The sequence below is a fragment of the Gordonia sp. LMA484 genome, assembly GCF_058129505.1.
Genome location: NZ_CM176700.1, coordinates 2,703,984 through 2,725,266 on the forward strand (window position 1 = coordinate 2,703,984; position 21,283 = coordinate 2,725,266).

General features: G+C 67.5%; 16 protein-coding genes. 10 read left to right on the forward strand and 6 right to left on the reverse strand.

The features are described from left to right. Positions 1 to 146: 146 nt before the first annotated feature. The 3 genes from AC4AMJ_RS11855 to AC4AMJ_RS11865 are packed head-to-tail and all read left to right on the forward strand — an operon-like array spanning position 147 to position 2,943. Positions 147 to 974: a hypothetical protein gene (locus AC4AMJ_RS11855; RefSeq protein ID WP_489918121.1), complete on the forward strand. Its 828-nt coding sequence runs from the start codon at positions 147 to 149 to the stop codon at positions 972 to 974. Between the two features lie 32 nt (positions 975 to 1,006). Next, the gene (locus tag AC4AMJ_RS11860; protein ID WP_489918122.1) at positions 1,007 to 2,230 is read left to right on the forward strand and encodes a lipase family protein; all 1,224 of its coding nucleotides are present in this window, start codon (positions 1,007 to 1,009) and stop codon (positions 2,228 to 2,230) included. Next, positions 2,227 to 2,943, forward strand: coding sequence for a lysoplasmalogenase family protein (locus AC4AMJ_RS11865; protein WP_489918123.1), 717 nt, complete (start codon positions 2,227 to 2,229; stop codon positions 2,941 to 2,943). The genes AC4AMJ_RS11860 and AC4AMJ_RS11865 overlap by 4 nt, the downstream gene beginning before the upstream one ends. A 13-nt stretch (positions 2,944 to 2,956) precedes the next feature. Here the strand turns inward: AC4AMJ_RS11865 and AC4AMJ_RS11870 are convergent, their stop codons facing one another. Both AC4AMJ_RS11870 and AC4AMJ_RS11875 read right to left on the reverse strand, forming a co-directional pair. Continuing rightward, entirely contained in the window at positions 2,957 to 4,477 is a 1,521-nt protein-coding gene (locus AC4AMJ_RS11870; protein WP_489896440.1) for a sugar porter family MFS transporter, read from the reverse strand. 131 nt (positions 4,478 to 4,608) lie between these two features. Further along, positions 4,609 to 5,136, reverse strand: a complete 528-nt coding sequence (locus tag AC4AMJ_RS11875) for a hypothetical protein (RefSeq protein ID WP_489918124.1) — start codon at positions 5,134 to 5,136, stop codon at positions 4,609 to 4,611. 32 nt (positions 5,137 to 5,168) lie between these two features. Between AC4AMJ_RS11875 and AC4AMJ_RS11880 the strand changes: the two genes are divergently transcribed. Continuing rightward, a complete protein-coding gene (locus tag AC4AMJ_RS11880; protein WP_489896442.1) occupies positions 5,169 to 5,732 on the forward strand; it encodes an HhH-GPD-type base excision DNA repair protein in 564 nt (187 codons plus the stop codon). Positions 5,733 to 5,804: 72 nt separating this feature from the next. Continuing rightward, on the forward strand, positions 5,805 to 6,731 hold the full coding sequence (locus AC4AMJ_RS11885; RefSeq protein ID WP_489918125.1) for a hypothetical protein: 927 nt from the start codon (positions 5,805 to 5,807) through the stop codon (positions 6,729 to 6,731). Here the strand turns inward: AC4AMJ_RS11885 and AC4AMJ_RS11890 are convergent. Further along, entirely contained in the window at positions 6,701 to 8,044 is a 1,344-nt protein-coding gene (locus AC4AMJ_RS11890) for a WS/DGAT domain-containing protein (protein ID WP_489918126.1), read from the reverse strand. The two genes, AC4AMJ_RS11885 and AC4AMJ_RS11890, sit on opposite strands and share 31 nt — an antisense overlap. Before the next feature lie 212 nt (positions 8,045 to 8,256). Next, a complete protein-coding gene (locus tag AC4AMJ_RS11895; RefSeq protein ID WP_489918127.1) occupies positions 8,257 to 8,775 on the reverse strand; it encodes a hypothetical protein in 519 nt (172 codons plus the stop codon). 127 nt (positions 8,776 to 8,902) lie between these two features. Here AC4AMJ_RS11895 and AC4AMJ_RS11900 point away from each other — a divergent pair, with 127 nt between their 5' ends. The 4 genes from AC4AMJ_RS11900 (at position 8,903) to AC4AMJ_RS11915 (ending at position 15,258) form a co-directional block, all read left to right on the forward strand. Next, entirely contained in the window at positions 8,903 to 11,290 is a 2,388-nt protein-coding gene (locus tag AC4AMJ_RS11900) for an acetyl-CoA acetyltransferase (RefSeq protein WP_489918128.1), read from the forward strand. Positions 11,291 to 11,399: 109 nt separating this feature from the next. Continuing rightward, positions 11,400 to 12,698 carry an AI-2E family transporter gene (locus AC4AMJ_RS11905; RefSeq protein WP_489896447.1) on the forward strand — a complete coding sequence of 433 codons (1,299 nt, stop codon included), beginning with the start codon at positions 11,400 to 11,402 and terminating at the stop codon, positions 12,696 to 12,698. A gap of 157 nt (positions 12,699 to 12,855) precedes the next feature. Further along, positions 12,856 to 14,091 carry an acyl-CoA dehydrogenase family protein gene (locus AC4AMJ_RS11910; protein WP_489918129.1) on the forward strand — a complete coding sequence of 412 codons (1,236 nt, stop codon included), beginning with the start codon at positions 12,856 to 12,858 and terminating at the stop codon, positions 14,089 to 14,091. A 24-nt stretch (positions 14,092 to 14,115) separates the two neighbouring features. Then, entirely contained in the window at positions 14,116 to 15,258 is a 1,143-nt protein-coding gene (locus AC4AMJ_RS11915) for an acyl-CoA dehydrogenase family protein (RefSeq protein ID WP_489896449.1), read from the forward strand. A gap of 62 nt (positions 15,259 to 15,320) precedes the next feature. Here AC4AMJ_RS11915 and AC4AMJ_RS11920 read toward each other — a convergent pair whose 3' ends face one another. Next, a complete protein-coding gene (locus tag AC4AMJ_RS11920; RefSeq protein WP_489918130.1) occupies positions 15,321 to 16,088 on the reverse strand; it encodes a hypothetical protein in 768 nt (255 codons plus the stop codon). A 132-nt stretch (positions 16,089 to 16,220) separates the two neighbouring features. Here AC4AMJ_RS11920 and AC4AMJ_RS11925 point away from each other — a divergent pair, with 132 nt between their 5' ends. After that, positions 16,221 to 19,448 (forward strand): ATP-binding protein, encoded by a 3,228-nt coding sequence (locus AC4AMJ_RS11925; RefSeq protein ID WP_489918131.1) that lies wholly within the window; start codon positions 16,221 to 16,223, stop codon positions 19,446 to 19,448. Here the strand turns inward: AC4AMJ_RS11925 and AC4AMJ_RS11930 are convergent. Beyond that, the gene (locus tag AC4AMJ_RS11930) at positions 19,441 to 21,168 is read right to left on the reverse strand and encodes a class I adenylate-forming enzyme family protein (RefSeq protein WP_489918132.1); all 1,728 of its coding nucleotides are present in this window, start codon (positions 21,166 to 21,168) and stop codon (positions 19,441 to 19,443) included. The two genes, AC4AMJ_RS11925 and AC4AMJ_RS11930, sit on opposite strands and share 8 nt — an antisense overlap. Between the last annotated feature and the right edge of the window lie 115 nt (positions 21,169 to 21,283).

Genomic DNA, 21,283 nt, shown 5'->3' on the forward strand with positions numbered 1-21,283 from the left:
CTGGTCGCGGCGACGTCACAGGTAGGACTCACGACTTGCCGATTGGCACCACATCGTGCTCTCTTGTAACTTGAGCAACATCTGCAACACGAGTAACACCGGCGGGGTCCCACCCCGGCGGGTCCCGGTCAATGAAGGAGAACGCCATGTCCGGCACCCCTGCGCCACACACGAACCGTCGCCCGCACCGACTGCGGGCCGGTGCCGTCGGCATCGCCGCGGCGGCCGCCGTGGCACTGTGTGGGCCGTTGGTGTCCGCTCCGGCCATGTCTGCCGCGGAACCGCTGGTCGCGCCGGACACGCTGACCATCCCGGCCATCCCCTATGACAGTGAGCTGGCCGCCGCGGTGCGGATGCTCAAGGACGCCGGAGTCGACCGGATGGCGCTCGACGCCGCGCAGGCGATCATCACCAGCGTCGGACAACTGTCGGCCGATCAGGTCGCCGCACGCGGCGCCGCCGCCCCGGCCGCCGGGACCGACCCGATGGCGATTCTTCGCACATTGGGCGTACAGCCACTCAGCCCGTCCGTGGCACCCTTCTGCGCCGCACCGACCGCCGACAACCCGCTCGGCCTCGTCACCGCCGGTGCGGGCGCGGTTCCGGGCCCCTGGCCGATGGCCACCGAACCCCTCGCCCCCCTTCAGGCGCTGTTCGGCATCACGATGCCGAAGCTCAACCTGGTCGACGACGGGCAGACCGCCTACGCGTTCGTGCCCGCCGAGGCCGGCACCGCCTCGGACGGCAAGATGCAGGTGGCCTGGTTCAATGTCAGCACGATGCAGGGTGGATTCGCCGATCTCGAACCCGTGACTAACGCGCCCGTTCTCAAGCTCGTCCCGTTGCTGTCCGGAGTCCGGCTCACACCGGTCAAGACCGGAAACGGAACCGTGCTGTCCGCGGTCTACGGGACGGCGACCAACGGCGGCCGGACCTGTTACTTCCTGCCCGCAGTCGGCATCGTCGAGGCCTGACCTCTCCCTTCACTCGAACCGGACCTGACCCCATGCAGACCTTTCCGTCCCGCCGACGCCTCGCTCGCCACAGACGGGTGGTGCGATCCGCGGCCGCCGCCCTACCGGTGGCCCTCACCCTGATCTGCGGAAGCGTCGGTGTCGCGACCGCGGCACCGACACCCCTGGCCGCCACTGATGCCGCCGGTGTCGCGGCACCCGCTCCGGCACCCGCCGGCGCACAACCCGGGACGGTGTTCGCCAACCGCGACCTGCCGAGGAACCGCCTCGTACCGCGGGCCGGTTCCGGTGATGCCTTCACCTACTGGAGCACCGGCACCGACGGTCGCCCACGGCTGTCGACCGGCGCTGTCCAGGTCCCGGGCGGGCGCGCACCGAAGGGCGGCTGGCCGATCGTGGTGTGGGCGCACGGCAGTCGCGGCATCGCCGACCAGTGCGCGCCGTCCGCACGCCCGACCCAGGACGACAGCGCCGAGATCGGGCGATGGGTCGATCGCGGGTACGCAGTGGTGATCCCCGACTACGCCGGACTGGGAACGCAGGGCACGCCGGAGTATTTCGACACCTATACGACGGCTCACAACATCGTCGACGCGGTCCGCGCGGGCCGTGACGTCGCCGACGGCCTCGCCCGCCGATGGGTGGTCGTCGGCGAAGGGCAGGGCGCGGCCGCGGCCATCGAACTGGCCCGACAGGCGACCCGGTATCAGGGGCCCACCCTGGACTATCGTGGGTCCGCGGCGTCGTCGGTGCCCGTAGAGTTCGACACGCTGATCGGCAACCTCGGTCCGACGACCGGGACGATGCCCGCCGGCGTGTCCGCGGAGATCCTGTTCACGCTCAGTGCGATTCGCAATGCCCACCCGAGTGTCAAGCTGGATCCGTACCTCACCCGGGGTGGGATCGACTGGCTCAACCGTGCTGCCGGGGTCTGTGCGGACGACCTGACCGACGAGATCGCGGGCACATCGCTGGGCTCGCTGTTCAGCCAACCGCTGGCGGGCAACACGGCACTCCTCGACGCGGTCTCCCGTACCCATATGATTCCGATCAAGGGGTTCACCCGACCGGTCATGATGACTCAGAGCCTGTTCGACCAGACCGTCATCGTGCCGCTCTCCCTGCGCTATCTCAACGACGCGCAGGCCGCCGACCGCCGCGTCACCGCCCGCACATACCTGGCGATCAACCAGCAGCAGTCCGAAGCGTTGTCCGACACCGACATCCGTTGGTTCGTCTCGCGGCTGGCGAGGTGAGGGTCGCCGATCCCCGCCGCCGAGCACTGACGCGACGCACCACAGCGTTCGCCTACGTGGCGGCCGCGGCGGCGGCGACGGCGGCCGGCGCCCTCCATCAGCGTCGGCCGGCCGAGTTCACCAAACCGGTTCCACTTCTCCTGTTGGGCGTCCATGCCGCACAGGGCTTCCGACGTCGCAGAGCGATCGACAACGCGCTGATCGCCGGTGCGATCGCATTCTCGGTGGCCGGTGATCGCGCCATGCTCGGTGAGGAGTTCGCCGACGACACCGCCGAGAAGGACCGACATCTACAGGTCGGCGCCACCCTCTTCGCGGGGGCACAACTCTGCTCGGCCGGCGCCATGATCCGTCGCGGTGCACGTCCGACGCCGACCGGAATGCTCACGCGTACGGCGATCCTGGCCGAGTCGGCGAGCGTGCTCGCGGTCCATCGCCCCCGGCTGTTACCGGTGCTGGGCGCCTACGGCAACACCCTGGCATTGATGTCGGCGACGGCCGCCGCGATCACGCGTCCACAGCCGACGATGCGGGCCGGCGGTTGGCTCTTTCTGCTGTCGGATCTGACGATCATCAATCGACGGCACCTGATCCGGGACCGCCGCCTCGCCGCGCTGAGTGAGGCATGGGTCCTGGCAAGCTATTTCGCTGCACAGTGGTTGCTGGTGACCGGCTTGTGCGAGCCGGCCGAAACCGACCCCGGGAGCAGCTGAAACGACCGCCGGGTCAGCCGTGGCTGCCCTTGGCCGCGCGGACGGCCTCGAAATTCGACAGGCGGGTGGCGGCGGCCGCGTCCATGTCCTCGAGCTCCATCCCCTTGGTCTCCTCGACCTTGGATCTGACGAAGAAGAACGACGCCGCGGCACAGAACGCGAAGAAACCGTAGATCCAGCCGAGTCCGAGAACCTTGCTCATCTCGGGGAACAACATCGAAATGGTGAAGTTGGCAACCCAGTTCGCCGCGGTGCAGACCCCGAGCGCGACGCCGCGAATCCGGTTGGGGAACATCTCGCCCAGCATGACCCACATGACGGGACCCCAGGTGGCCGCGAAGAACACGACGAAGAGGTTGGCGCCGATGAGCGCAACCACACCCCAGTTGCCCGGCAGCGTCAGACAATCCGCATTCGTGTTGCCCGCGTTACACACGGTGTCACCGACCGTTCCCGACTGTTTGTACGAGGCCTGGGTGAACGCGATACACGCCATGAGCAGACCGACGAACATGCCGACCGAACCGGCGAGCAGCAGGAAACGACGGCCGACCCGATCGACGAACAGGATTGCGACGAAGGTCATCCCGACGTTGATCGCCGACGTGATGACCGACGTGACGAACGCCTGATCGGTGCTGAAGCCGACCGATTGCCACAGGGTCGTCGAGTAGTAGAAGATCGCGTTGATACCGACGAACTGCTGGAAGATCGCCAACCAGATGCCCACCCACACCAGCGGATGCAAGCCGAAGGACGGTCCTCGGATGTCCTTCAACGACGTACGCGCCTCACGCTTCACCGTGATCCGGATTTCCTTGACACGTTCGAGCGGGTTGGCCTCGCCGGTGACGTCCTGCAGGATGCGAGCTGCTTCTTCATCCCGGTGCTTGCCGACCAGGTAGCGGGGTGATTCCGGGATCAGCAGTGCCAGCACGCCGTAGACGACGGCCGGGACAACGCCCACGAGGAACATCCACCGCCAGGCCTCCAGACCCCACCAGAGATCGTTTTCCGGACCGTCGGCGGCGTTCTGCAACAGCGTGTCGGACAACAGGGCGGCGAAAATGCCCAGGGTGATCGCGAGTTGCTGCATCGACGCCAACGCGCCCCGGTACCGCGCCGGCGAGATCTCCGAGATGTAGGCAGGCGCGATCACCGATGCGATACCGATCCCGATGCCGCCGAGCACGCGCCACAGCAGCAGATCCCCGACGGTCTGGGTGTATGCGGTTCCGACCGCGGAGATGATGAAGAGCGCGGAACCGAGCAGCATCACCCGCTTTCGGCCCCAGACATCGGCGAGGCGACCGGCGAACCAGGCCCCCAACGCGCATCCGAGCAGTGCGATGGCGACCGCGAAGCCCGTGAAGAGTTCGGCCAGCCCGAAGGTGTCCTGGATCGAGTTCACCGCTCCGTTGACGACCGAGCTGTCGAAACCGAACAGGAAGCCACCGACCGCTGCGGCCACCGTCACGCCGATGACCTTCGCTGTGTGCTGCTCAGCGGTTTCGGGATTGTGCGCCTGCGACATCAGCCACGTCCTCACCATCGAGTGCCGCCAGTGGTTGGCGGAGTTCGTTAGTCAGGCTACTAGCCGAATCGCGGTGTTCCGTGGCAATTCTGCGCACTTTTTGGTATCGAATTCCGGCGCGCCGGGTCAGATCAGGCCGACGCCCGCCCGCTGCAGGTCGAGTATTGGGCGTTGACCATCGGTACCACGACCATCAGCCCGATCTTCTGGCGAATGGTGAACGCCACCTGCCCACGTCCCGGATGCAGGTCGACCTGCCAGGTGACGGTCCGCGCCCGGCTCGGCACCGTCACCGAACCTGTCCGGCCAGTGGCCAGATTGCGCCAGGTGACGCGGGTTCCGATGGTGTAGTCCAGGATCGCCGGCTGCGCGCGGTTCGAGGCGATCAACGAGATCGCCGGTCCGGGGAGGCCGTCGGCGGCGCGCGGAATCTGGTTGAACACGTCGACATGAACCGGGATCGGCGGCCCGGGCAAGGGATTGATGCTGTCGCAGCGCAGGGTGGTGACGAGGTTCGGCTCGGTGTACTCCGGGATCGCCTGAGCCGTGTTCGCACCGACCGTGAGGCCACCGACAGCGGCTGCCACAGCGGCGAGCATGACACCGCCGATCCGCCTCCGATGCACGCCCACACCGAGTCCCCTCCATCTGATCCCCATGGGCCGAGTGTAGGGGTCTCTAAGATGAGCCCATGGCGAATCTCCAGATTGCGCAGGACCCGGCGGCCGATGCGCTGCTCTCCGCCGATGCGTTCGCATTGCTGACCGGCATGTTGCTCGATCAACAGTTCCCGATGGAGCGTGCCTTTGCCGGACCGGCGAAGATCCGTGACCGGTTCGGAAGCATGGACCCCGCCGCGATCGCGACGGCCGAACCCGATGCGTTCGCGGACCTGTGTGCCACGCCGCCCGCGATTCATCGATACGGCCGCTCGATGGCCGGACGGGTACAGGCCCTTGCGCAAGTGGTCGTCGACGAGTACGACGGCGACACGGAGCGCATCTGGACCGAGGCGAAAACCGGCGACGAACTGTTCCGCCGACTCCGCGCACTGCCCGGATTCGGCGACCAGAAGGCCAAGATCTTCACCGCCCTGCTCGCCAAGCAGCTCGGGGTGAAGCCCGCCGGATGGACCAAGGTGGTGGGTGACTACGGCAAGGTCGGCTTCCGTTCGGTGGCTGATGTGACCGACCCGGAATCACTGCAGAAGGTGCGCGACTTCAAGAAGGCCGCGAAAGCCGCCAAGAAGGCCTGAGTCGTCGCCGGCTCGACCCGATCATCCGGTTGCCACTCCCGCCCGACCCTGACATCACCTAGTGTCAGATTCATGAACTCGAAGAACGACGGCGCGCGCAGCGTCGTCGAGTGGCCCTTTCGACTCGGCTTCGCCGTGACCGGTGTGGTGCTCACCGCCGCGGAGTCGGCGGTCACCATCACCCGACTGACCGCGACGAGCGTCCAGCACGAGGTCGGCAACGCCCTCGGGCTCTCCGCCGAGGGGCTCGGCGGTGCGCGTACTCCCCTGGCGCTTCTCAATCAGCTGGCCGAGTTGCTCAGCCCGGATCGGCCGTTCGGCCGTATTCTCGCGGCCGGTGGCCCGTTGGAGCGCCTGCTGAATCCCGACGGTGTCATCGATCGCCTCACCGCTCCGGACGGCCTCCTCGAGAAGCTCACCGCACATGGCGGCCTCCTCGACCAGATGACCGAAGAAGGTGGAATCCTCGTTCGCCTGAGCGCCAAGGACGGACCTCTCGATCGGCTCACCCGCCCGGGTGGGGTCGTCGACCAGTTCACCGAGAACGAGGGCATCCTCGAGCGCCTGACCTCGCAGGGCGGGATCGTCGACAAACTGACCTCTCCTGACGGCGTGCTGGAGAAGGTGACCGCCCCCGGCGGCGTGCTCGACCGCATGGCCGACGACGGCGGCCTCCTCGACCAGTTGGTCGGTGAGAACGGTGCCGTGGAGCGCGCGATCGCACCCGGCGGTCCGCTCGACCGGATCACCGAACTGACCGAGGTGATCGGGCAGCTCGCCCCGAACCTGCTCGCCATGCAGGACACCGTGCACGAACTCGCCGAGACGGTCGAATTGCTCAACCAGACGGTCGCGCCACTCGGAGGCCTCGCGGAGCGTCTGCCGAAGCGTCTGACACGGGGTCCGAAGGGCGGCTCGGGTTCCTCGTCGGGAACGCCGTCGATCACCGACGGTTCCGAACGCAACGGCTACTCGCGCGGGGAATCCGACGAACGCTGAGCCGCCCCGATTGCCTTGAGGCGATCGAACGCATCATCGAGCAGACGGACATAGCGGTCCACATCCGGCATGATCTCGGGGCTCGTGGTGATCGACAATGCGATCGTCTCACCGGTCCCGTGCACGCCGTGGGTGAGTCCTTGCATGGGCGACAGAGCGGGGAATCCGGTGCTGAACAGGATCGGCGCACCGGCCAGTTCCAGATCTGCCGGTCCGCGGTACACCGAGGACACGACGGTCACTCCGGTCACCCGATCAGGTCGTCTGGTGGGATCGAATTGCCTTGTTCCCCAGTACGCCAGGACGGCCGGCGTAGCGTCGTCGGCGGCGCGCTCGGCACGTCGCACCGGGTCGTCGTCGGCAGCGCGGACCCGCGCCACCTCTTCGGCGATGGCCTGCGCACGAGTTCCCGGATCCGCGATGTCGCAGTGCAGGTCGATTCCGACATTGCGAAAGTTGTTGCGTGACCGGGATGGTCGATTTCCGCCCACGGTCAGTTCGGCACCGATCGGATCGGCCGGACCGCCGCCGAGGTATGCGGCGAGCGCAAACGAGATCACGGTCAACGCACCGACGGTGACGGTGTGGCCCGACGGAAACCTTGCGCGATCGACGACCACGACCCGAAGAACGCGGTCGGGTCCGGGTTGCCGATTCAGAACCGTCGGCGCATACCCTGCGCCGGGTGCCCTCGGCCGGTCACGAACCGCCCGGAATGCGGTCGCGCCATGCCAGAGCATCTGGCCGACGTGCATCGGCATCGACACCAGCCCCCAGGCGGCCGTCGCCGCACCCATGGCCTGTCGCGGCGGCGCGAACCGGGCGGCCGACCGAGGATGCGGGCCCCCGATCGGTACGCCGCCGAACAGCTCCCGCGCGATCCTCGACACCCGTCGACCATCGCCGAGCGCGTGGCTGATCTGGAGGACCACCACAACGCCGGCACCACAAGGGCCATCGGACACCGGACCGAGCAAGTGGAGACGCCAGGCATGGCGGGTCGGGTCGAGTTGGTCGCCGGTCAGTGCGGCGATGCGCTCGAGACATCCGTCCCAGGTACCGACCGCACCATGGATCACGAACTGATCGTCAGTGATCGGGCAGCCCACCCACAGCGGGTAGTCGAGCACCCCCGGCACGTCCAGCACCGACAGCCCCAGATCGGGGATGTCCTCGGCGCGCCTGAGCAGGTGTTGAGCCAGCGAGCCCAGCGGATCACCCTGATCCGCAAAGCAATACACCAAGAACTGGTCGTTCGGGATCACCCGCGACAACCAGTGGGTTCGCGCGTCCACGGGCGCCATCCGCGTCATCGCTGCACGGTAGCGCACATGGACGCACTGTAGTGACGACGCAGGGGCCGAGGAGGTCCGGAGCGCCGGCGAAGGACCGTCGCGAAGCTGACCGACGTCGCTCCCTCATTACGCGTTCGCTCCCTCGATCGAGGGAGCGAATCCCGAACGAGGGAGCGATAACTCGCAACCATTGCACCCGCCGATCGGCCCCGAGGTCCGCACGGCAAGCGTCAGTCGAGAGTGGGACCGGCCTCGCGGACCTCGTCGACCCGGCCCATCGCCTCTCGGAGATCGGACAACCACGAATCAGTATGTTGTCCAACAAGTTTGACGCACCACGACAAGGCGTCGGCGCGGCTTCGCGCGACACCCGCCGCGACGAGCGTGTCGAGGACCTGACGTTGCGGCTGGCGCAGTCGGGTCATGACCGGCACCGCGAGGTGGGTGAACAACTGCGAGGACTCACCGCAGCGCACCCCCCAGGCAACCTTGCGATCGAACCGATGCTCGGCCTCGCGGGCAACCTCGATCCGTGCGTCGCGGGTGGACTCGCGGAACCGTGAGATCCGCCCCGCCTCGGCCTGACGTTTCGACGCCTCATCGGCGCCCTCGTCCACATCGGGGGCCGCGATGGTCCCGATGATGGTGATCTCCTCACGATCCACTCGCACCTCGGGCGGACCGCTGAACAGATCGTCGGGCAGGCGTCCCGTCAGCCAACCGCTCACAGAAGTCTCGGTCTCGGTCATGGCAACTCCTCACCATTTGATTACTTGTAATTATTCTTACCACGCAAACCCGCTGCTGTCGCCTGTCCTCGGCCGCAACCCAGGGCCGGTATCGCCACCGGCGACCGATGGCGGATTAAATGGACACATGCCGAGATCTGTTCCAATCAGCGCCCTCGACCCGAACACGCCGGTCATCATCGGAGTCGGGCAGGCGTCCGAGCGTCTCAGTGATCCCGCCTACCAGGCGCTCTGCGAGGCCGATCTCGCTGCGAAGGCCGTCGAGCAAGCTCTCGCCGATTCCGGTGTCGCGGCGCCGACCATCGCGGCCGAGGTCGACACCGTCGTGGGTGTGCGGACGTTCGAGGAGTCCAGCCCGTTGTCATCGAGCCCGTTGGGGCGACCCGACAACATGCCACGTGCGGTGGCCAAGCGCATCGGGATGGACCCGCGGCGAGCGGTACTCGGGGTCACCGGAGGTCAGAGTCCGCAGAGCCTGCTCACCGAGTTCGCCGGCGAGATCCACGCGCAACGATCGTCGGCCGCAGTACTCTTCGGCGCCGAGATCATGTCGACGGTTCGCCATCTGACGGCAACCGTCGCTGACGAGCGCCGGCCCAGCTACGCCGAACAGGTCGGTGGTCAACTCGAGGACCGCGGCGTCGCAATCGCCGGGCTCACCTCCCACCAGGAAGCCCGTCACGGACTCATCGCACCGGTCACGCAGTACGCGGTGCTCGAGAATGCACGGCGACACCGGATCGGCCTGGGGCGAAGCGACTACGCCGCGGCCATGGGAGAGCTGTTCGCTCCCATGTCACGCGTGGCCGCCGGCAATCGGCATGCGGCGGCGCCGACGTCGCGGACACCCGACGAACTGATCACACCGAGTGAGGGCAATCGGATGGTGGCCGATCCGTTCACCCGGCTGATCGTTGCGCGAGATCAGGTCAACCAGGCGGCCGCCGCCGTCATCGTGTCGGTCGGCCTCGCGCGCGACCTCGGGATCGATCCGTCGCGCTGGGTGTTCCTGCACGGACACGCCGACACCCGCGAGCGGACACTGATGCAGCGTCCCGACCTCAGCACCGGCCCGTCCGGATCGGCGGCCGTCCGCCACGCCCTCGACGTCGCAGAGGTCGACCTCGACGGCGTCAGGTTCCTCGACATCTACAGCTGCTTTCCCATTGCGGTCTCCAACATCATCGACCCCCTGGGGCTCGCCGACGACGACCCCCGCGGACTGACCCTGACGGGCGGGCTGCCGTTCTTCGGCGGTCCGGGCAACAACTACTCGATGCACGCCATCGCCGAGGCCGTCGATCGGGTCCGGACGTCGCGCGGCGACCATGCACTCGTGGTGGCCAACGGCGGCATCCTCAGCAAGACCTCGGTCGGCGTCTACAGCGCGTCCCCCGCGAACTGGCGGCCCGGCGACTCGGCCGGGGTGCAGGAGCGTCTGGACGCGGCCCCGGTCGTGCGAGCACGCGATCACGCCGACGGACCCGCCGTCGTCGAATCGTTCACCGTCGTGCCCGGCAGGGACGGCGGGCGCAAGGGCATCGTCATCGGACGGCTGGACGACGACACACGCTTCGTCGGCACGGTGAACACCGACGACGACGCGATGTTCGAACTGCTCGCATGCGACGATCCCATCGGTGCCCGGGTCTACGCCCGATCATCGTCACAGGGCAATCGGGTGTTCACGAATCGGGCGGCGATGCTGCATCGACACCCACCGAGCACTCCGTCGTTCCGCGATCAGTACTCCCACGTCGAGGTGCGCCGCGACGGTCGTCTACTCGAGGTCACCATCAACCGACCCGAGGCCCGCAACGCGTTGCATGCAGCCGCCAACGCCGAATTGGACGAGATCTTCGACGCCTATTTCGCCGACCCGGACCTCTGGGTGGCCATCCTCACCGGGGCGGGCGACCAGTCGTTCTCTGCCGGAAACGACCTGGCCCAGACCACCGGCGCCGGGCTCGAGATCCCGAAGAACGGGTTCGCGGGTCTGACCTCCCGACGAGACCTACCGAAACCGATCATCGCCGCCGTCAACGGGTTTGCCCTCGGCGGCGGTTGTGAGATCGCACTGGCGTGTCACATCGTCGTCGCCGACGAACGCGCCACCTTTGGTCTGCCCGAGGTCAGAGTCGGACTGGCCGCGGTCGCCGGCGGTCTCGTCCGCCTGCCCGCGGCGGTGGGCGGGGCACTCGCCCGGGACATGATCCTCACCGGTCGGCGCCTGGATTCATCCGAGGCACTGACTGCCGGCCTGGTGAGCCGAGTCGCCCCCGCCGGCCAGGTCATGACCCTCGCACGCGAAGTGGCCCAGGAGATACTCGAGGGGTCACCGACGTCCGCACGAGAGTCGTTGCGGGCGATGAGCGTGGCGGCGAGCATCGCCGACGAGATCGATGCCATCGAGGCCACGTCGACCGCGCTCGACAGCCTGCTCGTGAGTCAGGACACCGTTGAGGGCATCACCGCTTTCGCGTCCAAGCGGGCGCCACGCTGGACCGGCCGCTGACCCGTCCACCTTCCAGGCCATCGGCCACACCCGGGGGTACGATCAGCCCGACCATGGGCCGATCGCACCAGACCCACGGTCGTACCGAGAAGCAAAGAGAGGCCCGGGTATGACACTTGACCAGTCGGCGAAGCGGTCGACCGCGGATGAGGCGAGCGGCTGGTCGATCCCTCGCGGCACGATCGTCTTGCTGACGATCACCGGACTGATCGTGACGGTCGGCGGGATGAAGGCGGTATCCGGCCTGGTCGGCCCGATCTTCCTCGCGCTGATGCTGACGGTGGCGGTTCAGCCGATCCCGGCCTGGCTCCGGCGAAAGGGATTGCCGACGTGGCTGGCGTTCGTCGCAACGCTGCTCGCCGTCTACGGAATCCTGTTGGGACTGTTCGGGTCTCTGGTCTTCTCCATCGCCCGGCTGGCGACGATCCTGCCGGAGTACTCCGACAAGTTCCAGCAGCTGATCGACAACTTCCAGAAGACCTTGACCGATCACGGGGTCAGCCCGGAGAAGGTGCACGACATGATCTCCCACATGGACCCGGGCAAGGCGCTCGGCTATGTGACCGCCCTACTGGAGAGCACGTTGTCGGTGACGTCGGCCCTGATACTCGTGATCACGCTGCTGCTGTTCATGTCCGCCGACGCCATCTCGTTCGACAAGAGAATCAATGTTCTCCGCGGCCAGCGTCCCGAGATCGCCGCCGCGTTCAGCTCGTTCGCCCGCGGAACTCGCAGCTACCTTCTCGTCTCGACCGTCTTCGGCCTGATCGTCGCGGTCTTCGACTCGGTCGCGCTGTGGGCCATCGGGATTCCCCTCCCGATCCTCTGGGGCCTGTTGTCGTTCATCACCAACTACATCCCGAACATCGGGTTCGTCATCGGGGTCATCCCGCCCGCACTTCTCGCTCTGCTCGATGGCGGATGGCAGCAGATGCTCCTGGTCATCGCGGTCTACAGCGTGATCAACGTGGTCATCCAGTCGGTGATCCAACCCAAGTTCGTGGGCGACGCGGTGGGACTGTCCACCACCCTCACCTTTCTGTCGCTTGTGTTCTGGGCGTGGGTCATCGGGCCGCTCGGTGCGATCCTCGCCGTGCCGCTGACGCTCATGTCGAAGGCGTTGCTCATCGACATCGACCCGTCCACGCGGTGGGTGGACGTCCTGCTCGCGTCGTCGGCACCCAAGGAACTCGCCGCCCAGGCGGCATCCGTGGGATCGACGGCAGGATCTGCAGGATCGACAGGACCCGCGACAGATGAGCCGGCCGAGTCCGATGCCGGATCGACATCCGCGACGCAGAACCGCGACGCGACGCAGAACCTGGACGCGGCACAGAACCCGGAGAGCCGCGGCACGGAGTCCGAGGGCCCCGACACGGAGTCGGACGGTCCCACCCAGAAGGGCTGAGCGGCCGCCCGGGCCCGCGCCCCCACAGAACGAGCATCCCCGCAGACCCGGGCCGGCCTTCCTACGACGGGCGTCGGTGAAGTACATTCGTCAGATCAGATATATTTGATACGTGGCGCCCGCGTGGGGTCAGTGACGACAGGGGTGACAGCTCGAGATGGATATGACATGGTCGGACGCCGATATCGCGTTTCGCGACGAGGTTCGCGAGTTCCTCGAGGCCAATCTCACCGATGAACTACGTGCCGCCGGGCGACTGCGCACCAGCGTCTACACCGATCACGAAGCATCCATGAAATGGCAGGCCATCCTGCACGAGCGCGGCTGGGCCGCACCGGCCTGGCCGGTCGAATACGGCGGCTGCGACTGGTCGCTCGGGCAGCACTACCTGTTCAGCCGCGAATCCGTGCTGGCGGGTGCGCCCGCACTCTCGCCCATGGGTATTCGGATGGTGTCGCACGCGATCATGGCCTTCGGCACACAGGAACAGAAGGACTTCTTCCTCCCTGGCATCCTCGACGGCAGCGTCTTCTTCTGCCAGGGCTACTCCGAACCCGAAGCCGGCTCCGATCTCGCGTCGCTCTCGATGGCGGCCGTCAGTGACGGCGACGACTTCGTGGTCACCGGCAGCAAGATCTGGACGACCCATGCCGCCGAGGCCAATTGGATCTTCTGCCTGGTCCGGACCTCACGTCAGGAACGTAAGCAGCAGGGCATCACCTTCCTGCTCATCGACATGACCGATCCCGGAATCGAGGTCCAGCCCCTGGTCATGGCGTCGGGTGAGCAGATCCAGGCGCAGGTGTTCTTCGACGGCGTCCGTGTCCCGAAGCGCAACGTGCTCGGCAAGGTCGACGAGGGCTGGACCGTCGCAAAGTATCTGCTCATCTTCGAACGAGGTGGCGGCGCCGTCGCGCCGGCACTGCAGGTGACGTGCGAGAACATCGCGGAACGCGCCGCATCGGTCACCGGACCCTCGGGTGTACCGCTCATCGACGAGCCGGCGTTCGCAGCGAAACTGGCCGACGCCCGCGTGCGGGCAAAGATCCTCGAGGTCCTCGAGTACCGCACCCTCGCCGCGATGAGTTCGGGCGGCGACGCCGGATCGCTCGCCTCGATGCTGAAGATCATCGGAACCGAGCTGAGCCAAGCGATCACCGAACTCGACCTCGAGGCCGCCGGACCACACGGCCGGGTCTACCAGCCGCATGCGGCGGCGCCGGGCGGACCGATCAACCGCTATGAGCCACCCAGTGATGGCTATGTGAGTGGTGAGGCGTGGCAGGCTGTCGCACCGCTGCTCTACATGAACGACCGCGCGGGTTCGATCTACGCGGGCAGCAACGAGATCCAGCGCAACATCCTGGCCAAGGCCACCCTGGGACTGGGCTAGAGAGACGACGGAGCACAGACAACCATGGACTTCACCCTCACCCCCGAACAGCAACTCCTGCGTGACGGACTGACCAAATTTCTCGGCGCTCGCTATGACCTCGAGGAAAGCCGCGAGGCCGCCAAGGTCGGTGCGGGCTGGCAACCCGAGATCTGGCGTGCCTTCGCTGACGAACTCGGCGTGATCGGCGCGTGCCTACCGGAATCGGTCGGTGGCGACGACGGCGGACCGGAAGAGCTGATGGTCGTGACCGAAGCGCTCGGTCACGGTCTCGTGGTCGAGCCCTTCGTGGACGCGGTCGTGCTCGGCGCGCGACTTCTCGAGCGGACCGGGCATCAGCGAGCACTCGCGGTGGCCAAGCAGATCGCCGAAGGCAACGCGATCACCGCGCTGGCTGCGGTGGAGGACGGTTCGGGCGGCATGCTCAACCACGTCACCACCCGGGCGGAGCGCTCCGGCGACACCTGGATTCTCAACGGCAGCAAGGCCGTCGTCACCACGGCGCCGCTGGCAGATCACCTGATCGTCAGCGCCCGGACCGCCGGTGACACGCGGGACCGCGACGGCGTGTCATTGTTCTTGGTCGACGTCTCCTCAGACACGGTCGACGGATTGACCATGCACGCGGTTCGAACCATCGACGACCGGCGTGCGGCGGACCTGACCTTCACCGACCTGGTCGTGGACGCCGATTCCATGATCTCCGAAGGTGATGCCCTTCCGTTGCTCGAGCAGGCGTGGGACGAGGCGACTGCGGCCGTGGTGTCTGAAGCTGTCGGCGCGATGCGAAAGGTGTTCGACGACACCGTCGAATACACCAAGCAGCGTCAGCAGTTCGGACAAGCGATCGGCAGTTTCCAGGCGCTACAGCACCGCATGGTCGACATGTACATCGAACTGGAACAGGCCGTCGCCGCGCAGTACTACGCGATCCTCACGCTCGGTGCGCCGGCGGCCGAGCGTGCCGCGGCGGTGTCCGCGGCAAAGGCCACCATCAGCAGGGCGGCGAGATTCATCGGCCAGAACGCTGTGCAGCTGCACGGCGGAATGGGCATGACCGAGGAACTGGCGATCGGCCACTACTTCCGCCGTCTCACGGCCGTGGAGTACGAGTTCGGTACGGCCGACGCTCATCTCGCTCGTTTCGCCCGGCTGTCCCGCAGCTGAGCGGGCAGACATCAGGGCCGCTGCGCAGCCGGGGGTGCGCAGCGGCCCTGATGTCGTGGCGGTCAGGGGTGTTCCAGACGCGGCAGTCCTGCGCTCCGCCGATCGCGGATCATCAGCACACCGATGGCGATGACCGCGATTCCCCGCGGCGCTTCGTAGATGAAGCCGGAGATCCCCGCGACCGCAGGCAGCGGGAGCATGAACCCGACCATCCCGACGAGTGTCAGCGCGCCGATCCACACCGGAACCGCCCGGTTGCGGATCAGACTGATGCCCAGCACACCCAGACCCGCGAGCATCACGAGACCGCCTACGGTGTTGAGCATCTCGAACGCGCTGGTGCCGACCATCGTGTCGTCGCCGGCGATGATCCAGGCCTTGGCGGGATCGTGGGCGAACGGGTACGCCACGAACAGTTCGACGGTCAGATGGCCGGTCGCGGTGACCAGGTTGCCGACGAAGTAGGCGACGACCCCGATGAACCCGGCGACGCCGGTACGCGGAGCGAGCCAGGCGTACATGCCCGGGAGGCCCAGCAGGAGGAGTGTGGTGCCGACCGCGAGCAGGATCTGTGCCCAGGGCGCGCCGGCACCGAGCAGCGCATCCACCGAATGGGCCTTCCCGGCGACGATCGGGTGCAGTGTGCCGCCGGCGATGCAGGCCGCGCCGCCCGCAGCGAGTGATCCGCCGCTGAGGCGACGAAGGGTCGGCCAGGACGGAGACCGGAACGGGCCGGGCAGGTCGTTCGGGTCCGGCGAGTGGCCAACGGTCGTGGTGGTGTTCGTGATCTTCGCAGAGGGGGTTATGGCAGAGGGGGTGGTGTGTGTCATGTCGTCAAGGTTTGCCTGGGCTGCTGGTGTTAACCTTGTGCGCGACTGGTGCCGTCGTCGACACCACATTCGGACCAGGTCAGCCCGGTTCATCGATGACCGTGCCGACCGCTGACCTACCGGACGGCGTACGTGGGAGATCCCGATCGACACATCCCCATCAGGGTTCTCGGCCCCCTGTCGGTGACGGCTGCCGACGGATCGACCATCGAGATGTCGGCGCGCAAGCACGCGGAACTGCTCACCATCCTCACCGTCGAGCGCAGCGCATGTTCGCCCGCGCGTATCGCCGATCTGCTGTGGCGTCAGAACCCGCCCCGCTCCGCGCCGAACACCTTGCAGGGCTACGTCTCGCGGCTCCGGAAGCTTCTCGAGCTCACCGGATCGGTCCGCATCGACACCGTCCCGGCCGGCTACGTCCTGCGATGCGATGGCGCGGGAACCGACCTCGACCTCCTGGATCGGCTCAGTCAAGACGGACTGCAGCTGATCCGCAGCGATCCGGCCGCAGGCATCGAAAGGCTCACCCGGGCGCTGGCACTGTGGCGTGGTGATCCGTTGATCGAGATCTCCGACATCGCCGACTATGCGCCCGAACTCGTCCGTCTCGACGACATGCGGTCCGAGCTGACCGAAACCGTCGCCGATGCGCACCGGACGCTCGGGGAACATCGCCGCGCGGTGTCGCTGCTGACGCCGTTGTGTCATCGACATCCCTATCGGGAGGTCGCGTCGCGTTCGCTGGCCCGGGCACTGCACGACGACGGACGAACGGCGGACGCGCTCGCCGAGCTCCGACGCCTGCGCGCGGCGCTCGGCGACGATCTGGGTCTTGACCCGAGCGCGGAAACCGCTGCACTCGAGGCCGAACTGCTCTCCCCGACAACCCCCCTCACCGCCCCACCGCCGGTTCCCGACTCCAATGACGCCCCGCGCCTCGTCGGCAGGTCGACCGAGACCGAGATGCTCGACCGCATCTGGCGCAGCGGCGCGACCCGGCCGACCGGTGTCGTCCTGATCGGCCCGTCCGGCATCGGGAAGACCGCGCTGGCCGAGGACCTGATCGCGCGCCACGGCGCCGCACCCCGCCGTTTCGTCGGACGCCCAGACGCCGGTGCGACCGCATTCGGCGCGATCGAGGAATTGATCGGCGGTCCAGCTCGCACCGAGGGGGCGACCGCGAACCTGCTGGCCGACGAACTCACGTCGACGATCTTCTCGGACATCACCGGGAGCGGAAGGGCAGTACTGCTGCTCGATGACCTGCAGTGGATCGACCGCGACTCCGCGGGCGTGCTGGCCCGTGTCCTGTCCGCGCTCCCCGGGGCGCCCGTGACCGTGATCGCCGCCTGCCGGAGTGCCGATGATGCCGGCGCCCAGATCGTGGGATCCGCGCTGCGTCGACATGGTCATTTCAGTGAGTTGCAGGTCCCGGAACTCTCCTCGGAGGACACCGAGACCCTGATCGAACTGCGGTTCCGTGATCTCGGCATCGCACCGCCGGTCGACCGCGGCGAGCTCGCGCGACAGAGCCTCGGCCATCCCGTCATCGCAGAACAGTTGTGCGATGCGGTCGCGCTCGACGCCGGCCGCGATCTGCGACACCCGGCGGTGACCGTGGTCGGACGGCGCCTCGACGAGCTCTCCGCCCCGAACCGTCGATTGTTGACCCTGCTGGCCGTCGCCGGCGGGTCACTTCCGTCCGATGTCCTCGACGCGGTGTCCGACGGCGACGGGGTGACCGCGGGCGCCGATGGCGCACGGAGCGGATTGGCCCGGCTCGACCCCGACGGCACACTCCGGGTCGCCCACGACTCCGTCCGCGAAGCCCTCGTCGCGACAACCTCGCGGACGCAACGGATCGACGCCCACGCACAGCTGGCCGCCGCACTCGCGACAACTCGCCCGGACGAGCCGGCGGCTGTCGCCCTGCACCTCTGCGAATCGGCAGTGGATGCCGACTCCACCGCACGCGCGGCACTCGCCTGCCTCACGTCAGCAGCCTCGGCACTCGATGCGGACGCTGATCATCTCGCCCTCGACCTGGCCCGACGCGGCCTGCGCCTACCCGACGTCGACGAATCGGTCACCCTCGAGCTCCATCGCATCGCGGGTTCGGCCGCGACGCGCGTCGGCGAGTTCGCCTCGGCCGAAGCATCTTTCCAGGCGGCCGCCCAACTGAGCAGGTCCCGGGGCGACTGGGCGGGACTCGCGGCGACGGCGCTGTTGTCCGCGCCGCACGGTGTCGGCGGCTACTGGTCGGGCTACGGAGTTGTCCAATCCGCCGACCTCTCGCTGATCCGGGAGGCGTTGGCGCACAGCGATCAGATCGACGCCGAGGAGGCCGCGCGCCTGCACGCGACCGAAGCAGCCAGGCTCAGCATCGTGGGCGTACCCGGCGCCGAAGACCATCTGGCAGCAGCCCAACTGACCGCCGCAGCTGCCGGCGGCGCGGTCGCCTACGAGATAGCGCTCGCCGACTTCCTCATCCGCTGGGGCGCCGACACCGTCGAGGATCGTCGCAAGATCGCCCGGGCCCTGTACGAGATGTCCGCGGGGGACGTCCATCGCCGGGCGACAGCACTGCATCTCCAGCGTGTCTGCGCCCTCGAGGCGGGCGATCTCCGGTTGGCACGGCGCATCTCGACCGAGTACGCACGTCTGGTCGACCGTCGCGACGGAAACGATCTGCACACCATGCAGGTGTGGTGGCAGGTGATGCTCGCGCTGCTGCGCGGCGACTACGACGCGAGCCACACACTGGTGGAGCAATTCGTCGCAACGCTGGGCACACTCTCCGAACGCGCCCGGCTGCTCACCGAGGCGTCAGTCCTCACGAGCCGATCGATCGAGGCGTGGCACCGCGGACAGCTCCCGTCGTCCTCGTCGGAGTTCGACACGCTGGTCGACAAGGTCGACGACGACTTCGCCCTCGTGATCGCCCTGGGAGCGGCAGAGGCGGGAGACCTCGACCGGGCGCTGCAGATGGCCACCGAACTCACCTACGACGCCGACCAATGGACCGGACCACGCGTCCAGGTACGCGCTCCCCTGCTCATCGAAGCGCTGTACGCGATCTCGCTCGACCCGGACCACGCACCCGCGGCACGCGACATCTGCCGGCGACTCGAACGGTTCGCCGACAGCTGGTCCAGCGGCCTGATCGTTCAGTGGCCCGGGCTGGTGTGTGTCGGGCCGGCGAGCCTGTATCGCGGCACCGTCCGCACGATCCTGGGTCAGGACGGATCAGACGATCTGCGGGAGGCGGTGCGCATTGCGCGCGACGTCGGGGCCCGACCGTACCTGGCGCGGGCGCAGCAGCGTCTCGCGCGCCTCGCACACCGACCGGCCGTCAGCTGAGCCGAACAATCGCCCCCGGGTCGTCGAGCACCTGCTTCTTCAACACCTTCTTCGCGACCTTTCCGGTCGCCGTTCGTGGCACGTCCACCGTGATATACAGCGCCTCCGGGCATTTGAAGGTCGCCAGACGAACATCGGCGAACGCACGGAGCTCGGCGAGGTCCGGCGTCGCACCGGGACGAGGCACCACCACCGCGCACACCCGCTCGCCCATCATCGCGTCGGGGAGTCCCACGGCGGCGACATCCAGCACGTCGGGGTGCTCGTACAGCACCGCCTCGACCTCGGCGCAGTACACGTTCTCGCCACCGCGGATGATGACGTCCTTGACCCGGTCGACGACGTAGATGAAGCCCTCGTTGTCGATGTAGCCGAGGTCGCCTGTCCGAAACCAGCCGTCCACGAACGACTCCGACGTGGCCTCGGGGTTGCGCCAGTAGCCCTTCGCCACCTGTGGCGACCGGAAACACAGTTGGCCCAGTTCGCCGACTCCGCACGGTTCGCCGGCCAGTCCCTCGATCCGGAGCTCGGCGGTCGGGTTGAGGCGGCCGACGCTGTCGGGGTGGGCCGCATATTCGTCGCCGACGTTGCTCACCACGGCCGAGGTCGTCTCGGTGAGCCCGTAGCCGTTGACGATCTGGACCGACTCACCGAGGACCGTCCGGGCCATGCGCGGCAATTCGGGCGGCACATTCGAGGCGCCGCAGGTGAATGATGCGACCCGGCCGGCGAACTCACGAGATCGAGGATGTTCGAGGAACTCTCGCGCCTGTGTCGGTACGCCACCCAGGCCGGTGACGTGCTCGGCATGGGCGCACCGGATGAAGTCCTCGACATCCCATCTGGGCAAGAGCACGGTCTTCGTGCCGCCCATTCCGCTGCCGACCACCGCGGCGATGCCGCCGATGTGGAACAGCGGGGCCACCATGATCCCCGACTTCTGTCCGGACGGCGGTGGGGTCTGCCGCGCGGAGATCATCTGCTCGCGCAGCGCCATGAAGCCCATGTTCATGACATTCGTGATGATGCCGCGGTGGGTGATCATCACCCCTTTGGGTCGTCCGGTCGTCCCCGACGTGTAGAGGATCGCGGCGACGTCGTCGGGATCGACCCGGGTGGCCGCCGGGCACTCGGTGGGCGCGTCATAGGCCAAGGCCGGATAGGGCGCGTCCCCGGCAACCGCCGTGCTCGCGGTGCGCACACCGATGATCGGGACCATCCGTGGACCGGCTGCGTCGAGGCGGGCGATCCGCTCGGCGTCGGCGATCACGACTGCCGCGTCGGCCTCCGCTATCGCCGCTCGCAGCTCGGTGCCCTTCCACCACGCGTTCATCGGCACACAGATCGCGCCGAGCACCATCGCGGCCCACCAGCCCGTGACGAACTCCGGGACGTTGCGCATCGCCAGGGCCACCCGATCACCCGGGCGCACGCCGAAGTCGGCGGCCAGATGCGCGGCCAGCGAGCGGGCCTGTGCGCGGACGTCATCGAATGTCAGTCGGTCGTCCCGATGCACCAGGTGCTCTCGGTCACCGTGTGCCGCCATGGCATCGAAGATGTCGGGAAGAGTTGCCGGAACGTTCGGATAGGTCCGGACCGGCGTGCCGTCAACCACGATCTCGGCGATCTCGAACGGACCACCGGGGCCCATGAACGGTTCCAGCAGCGGGTCATCGAGGTAGGTCGCGGCGAATGAACCGGCGGCAGGACTGAGGGTCACGGCAGTGCCTTTCAGGGGGTGATGCGCCACACCCTAGAGCACCCGCAGAGGACTTGTCATCGATATGGAGGGAATTATCAGAACATTTACTGTTGTGACAACTGTAATGATCAGA

Bases quoted from the DNA above. Each gene is read 5' to 3' on its own strand.
- AC4AMJ_RS11855 (WP_489918121.1), top strand. From the start codon at position 147: ATGTCCGGCACCCCTGCGCCACACACGAACCGTCGCCCGCACCGACTG.
- AC4AMJ_RS11860 (WP_489918122.1), top strand. From the start codon at position 1,007: ATGCAGACCTTTCCGTCCCGCCGACGCCTCGCTCGCCACAGACGGGTG.
- AC4AMJ_RS11870 (WP_489896440.1), bottom strand. From the start codon at position 4,477: ATGTCGCAGGCGCACAATCCCGAAACCGCTGAGCAGCACACAGCGAAG.
- AC4AMJ_RS11875 (WP_489918124.1), bottom strand. From the start codon at position 5,136: ATGGGGATCAGATGGAGGGGACTCGGTGTGGGCGTGCATCGGAGGCGG.
- AC4AMJ_RS11880 (WP_489896442.1), top strand. From the start codon at position 5,169: ATGGCGAATCTCCAGATTGCGCAGGACCCGGCGGCCGATGCGCTGCTC.
- AC4AMJ_RS11885 (WP_489918125.1), top strand. From the start codon at position 5,805: ATGAACTCGAAGAACGACGGCGCGCGCAGCGTCGTCGAGTGGCCCTTT.
- AC4AMJ_RS11890 (WP_489918126.1), bottom strand. From the start codon at position 8,044: ATGACGCGGATGGCGCCCGTGGACGCGCGAACCCACTGGTTGTCGCGG.
- AC4AMJ_RS11895 (WP_489918127.1), bottom strand. From the start codon at position 8,775: ATGACCGAGACCGAGACTTCTGTGAGCGGTTGGCTGACGGGACGCCTG.
- AC4AMJ_RS11900 (WP_489918128.1), top strand. From the start codon at position 8,903: ATGCCGAGATCTGTTCCAATCAGCGCCCTCGACCCGAACACGCCGGTC.
- AC4AMJ_RS11905 (WP_489896447.1), top strand. From the start codon at position 11,400: ATGACACTTGACCAGTCGGCGAAGCGGTCGACCGCGGATGAGGCGAGC.
- AC4AMJ_RS11910 (WP_489918129.1), top strand. From the start codon at position 12,856: ATGGATATGACATGGTCGGACGCCGATATCGCGTTTCGCGACGAGGTT.
- AC4AMJ_RS11915 (WP_489896449.1), top strand. From the start codon at position 14,116: ATGGACTTCACCCTCACCCCCGAACAGCAACTCCTGCGTGACGGACTG.
- AC4AMJ_RS11920 (WP_489918130.1), bottom strand. From the start codon at position 16,088: ATGACACACACCACCCCCTCTGCCATAACCCCCTCTGCGAAGATCACG.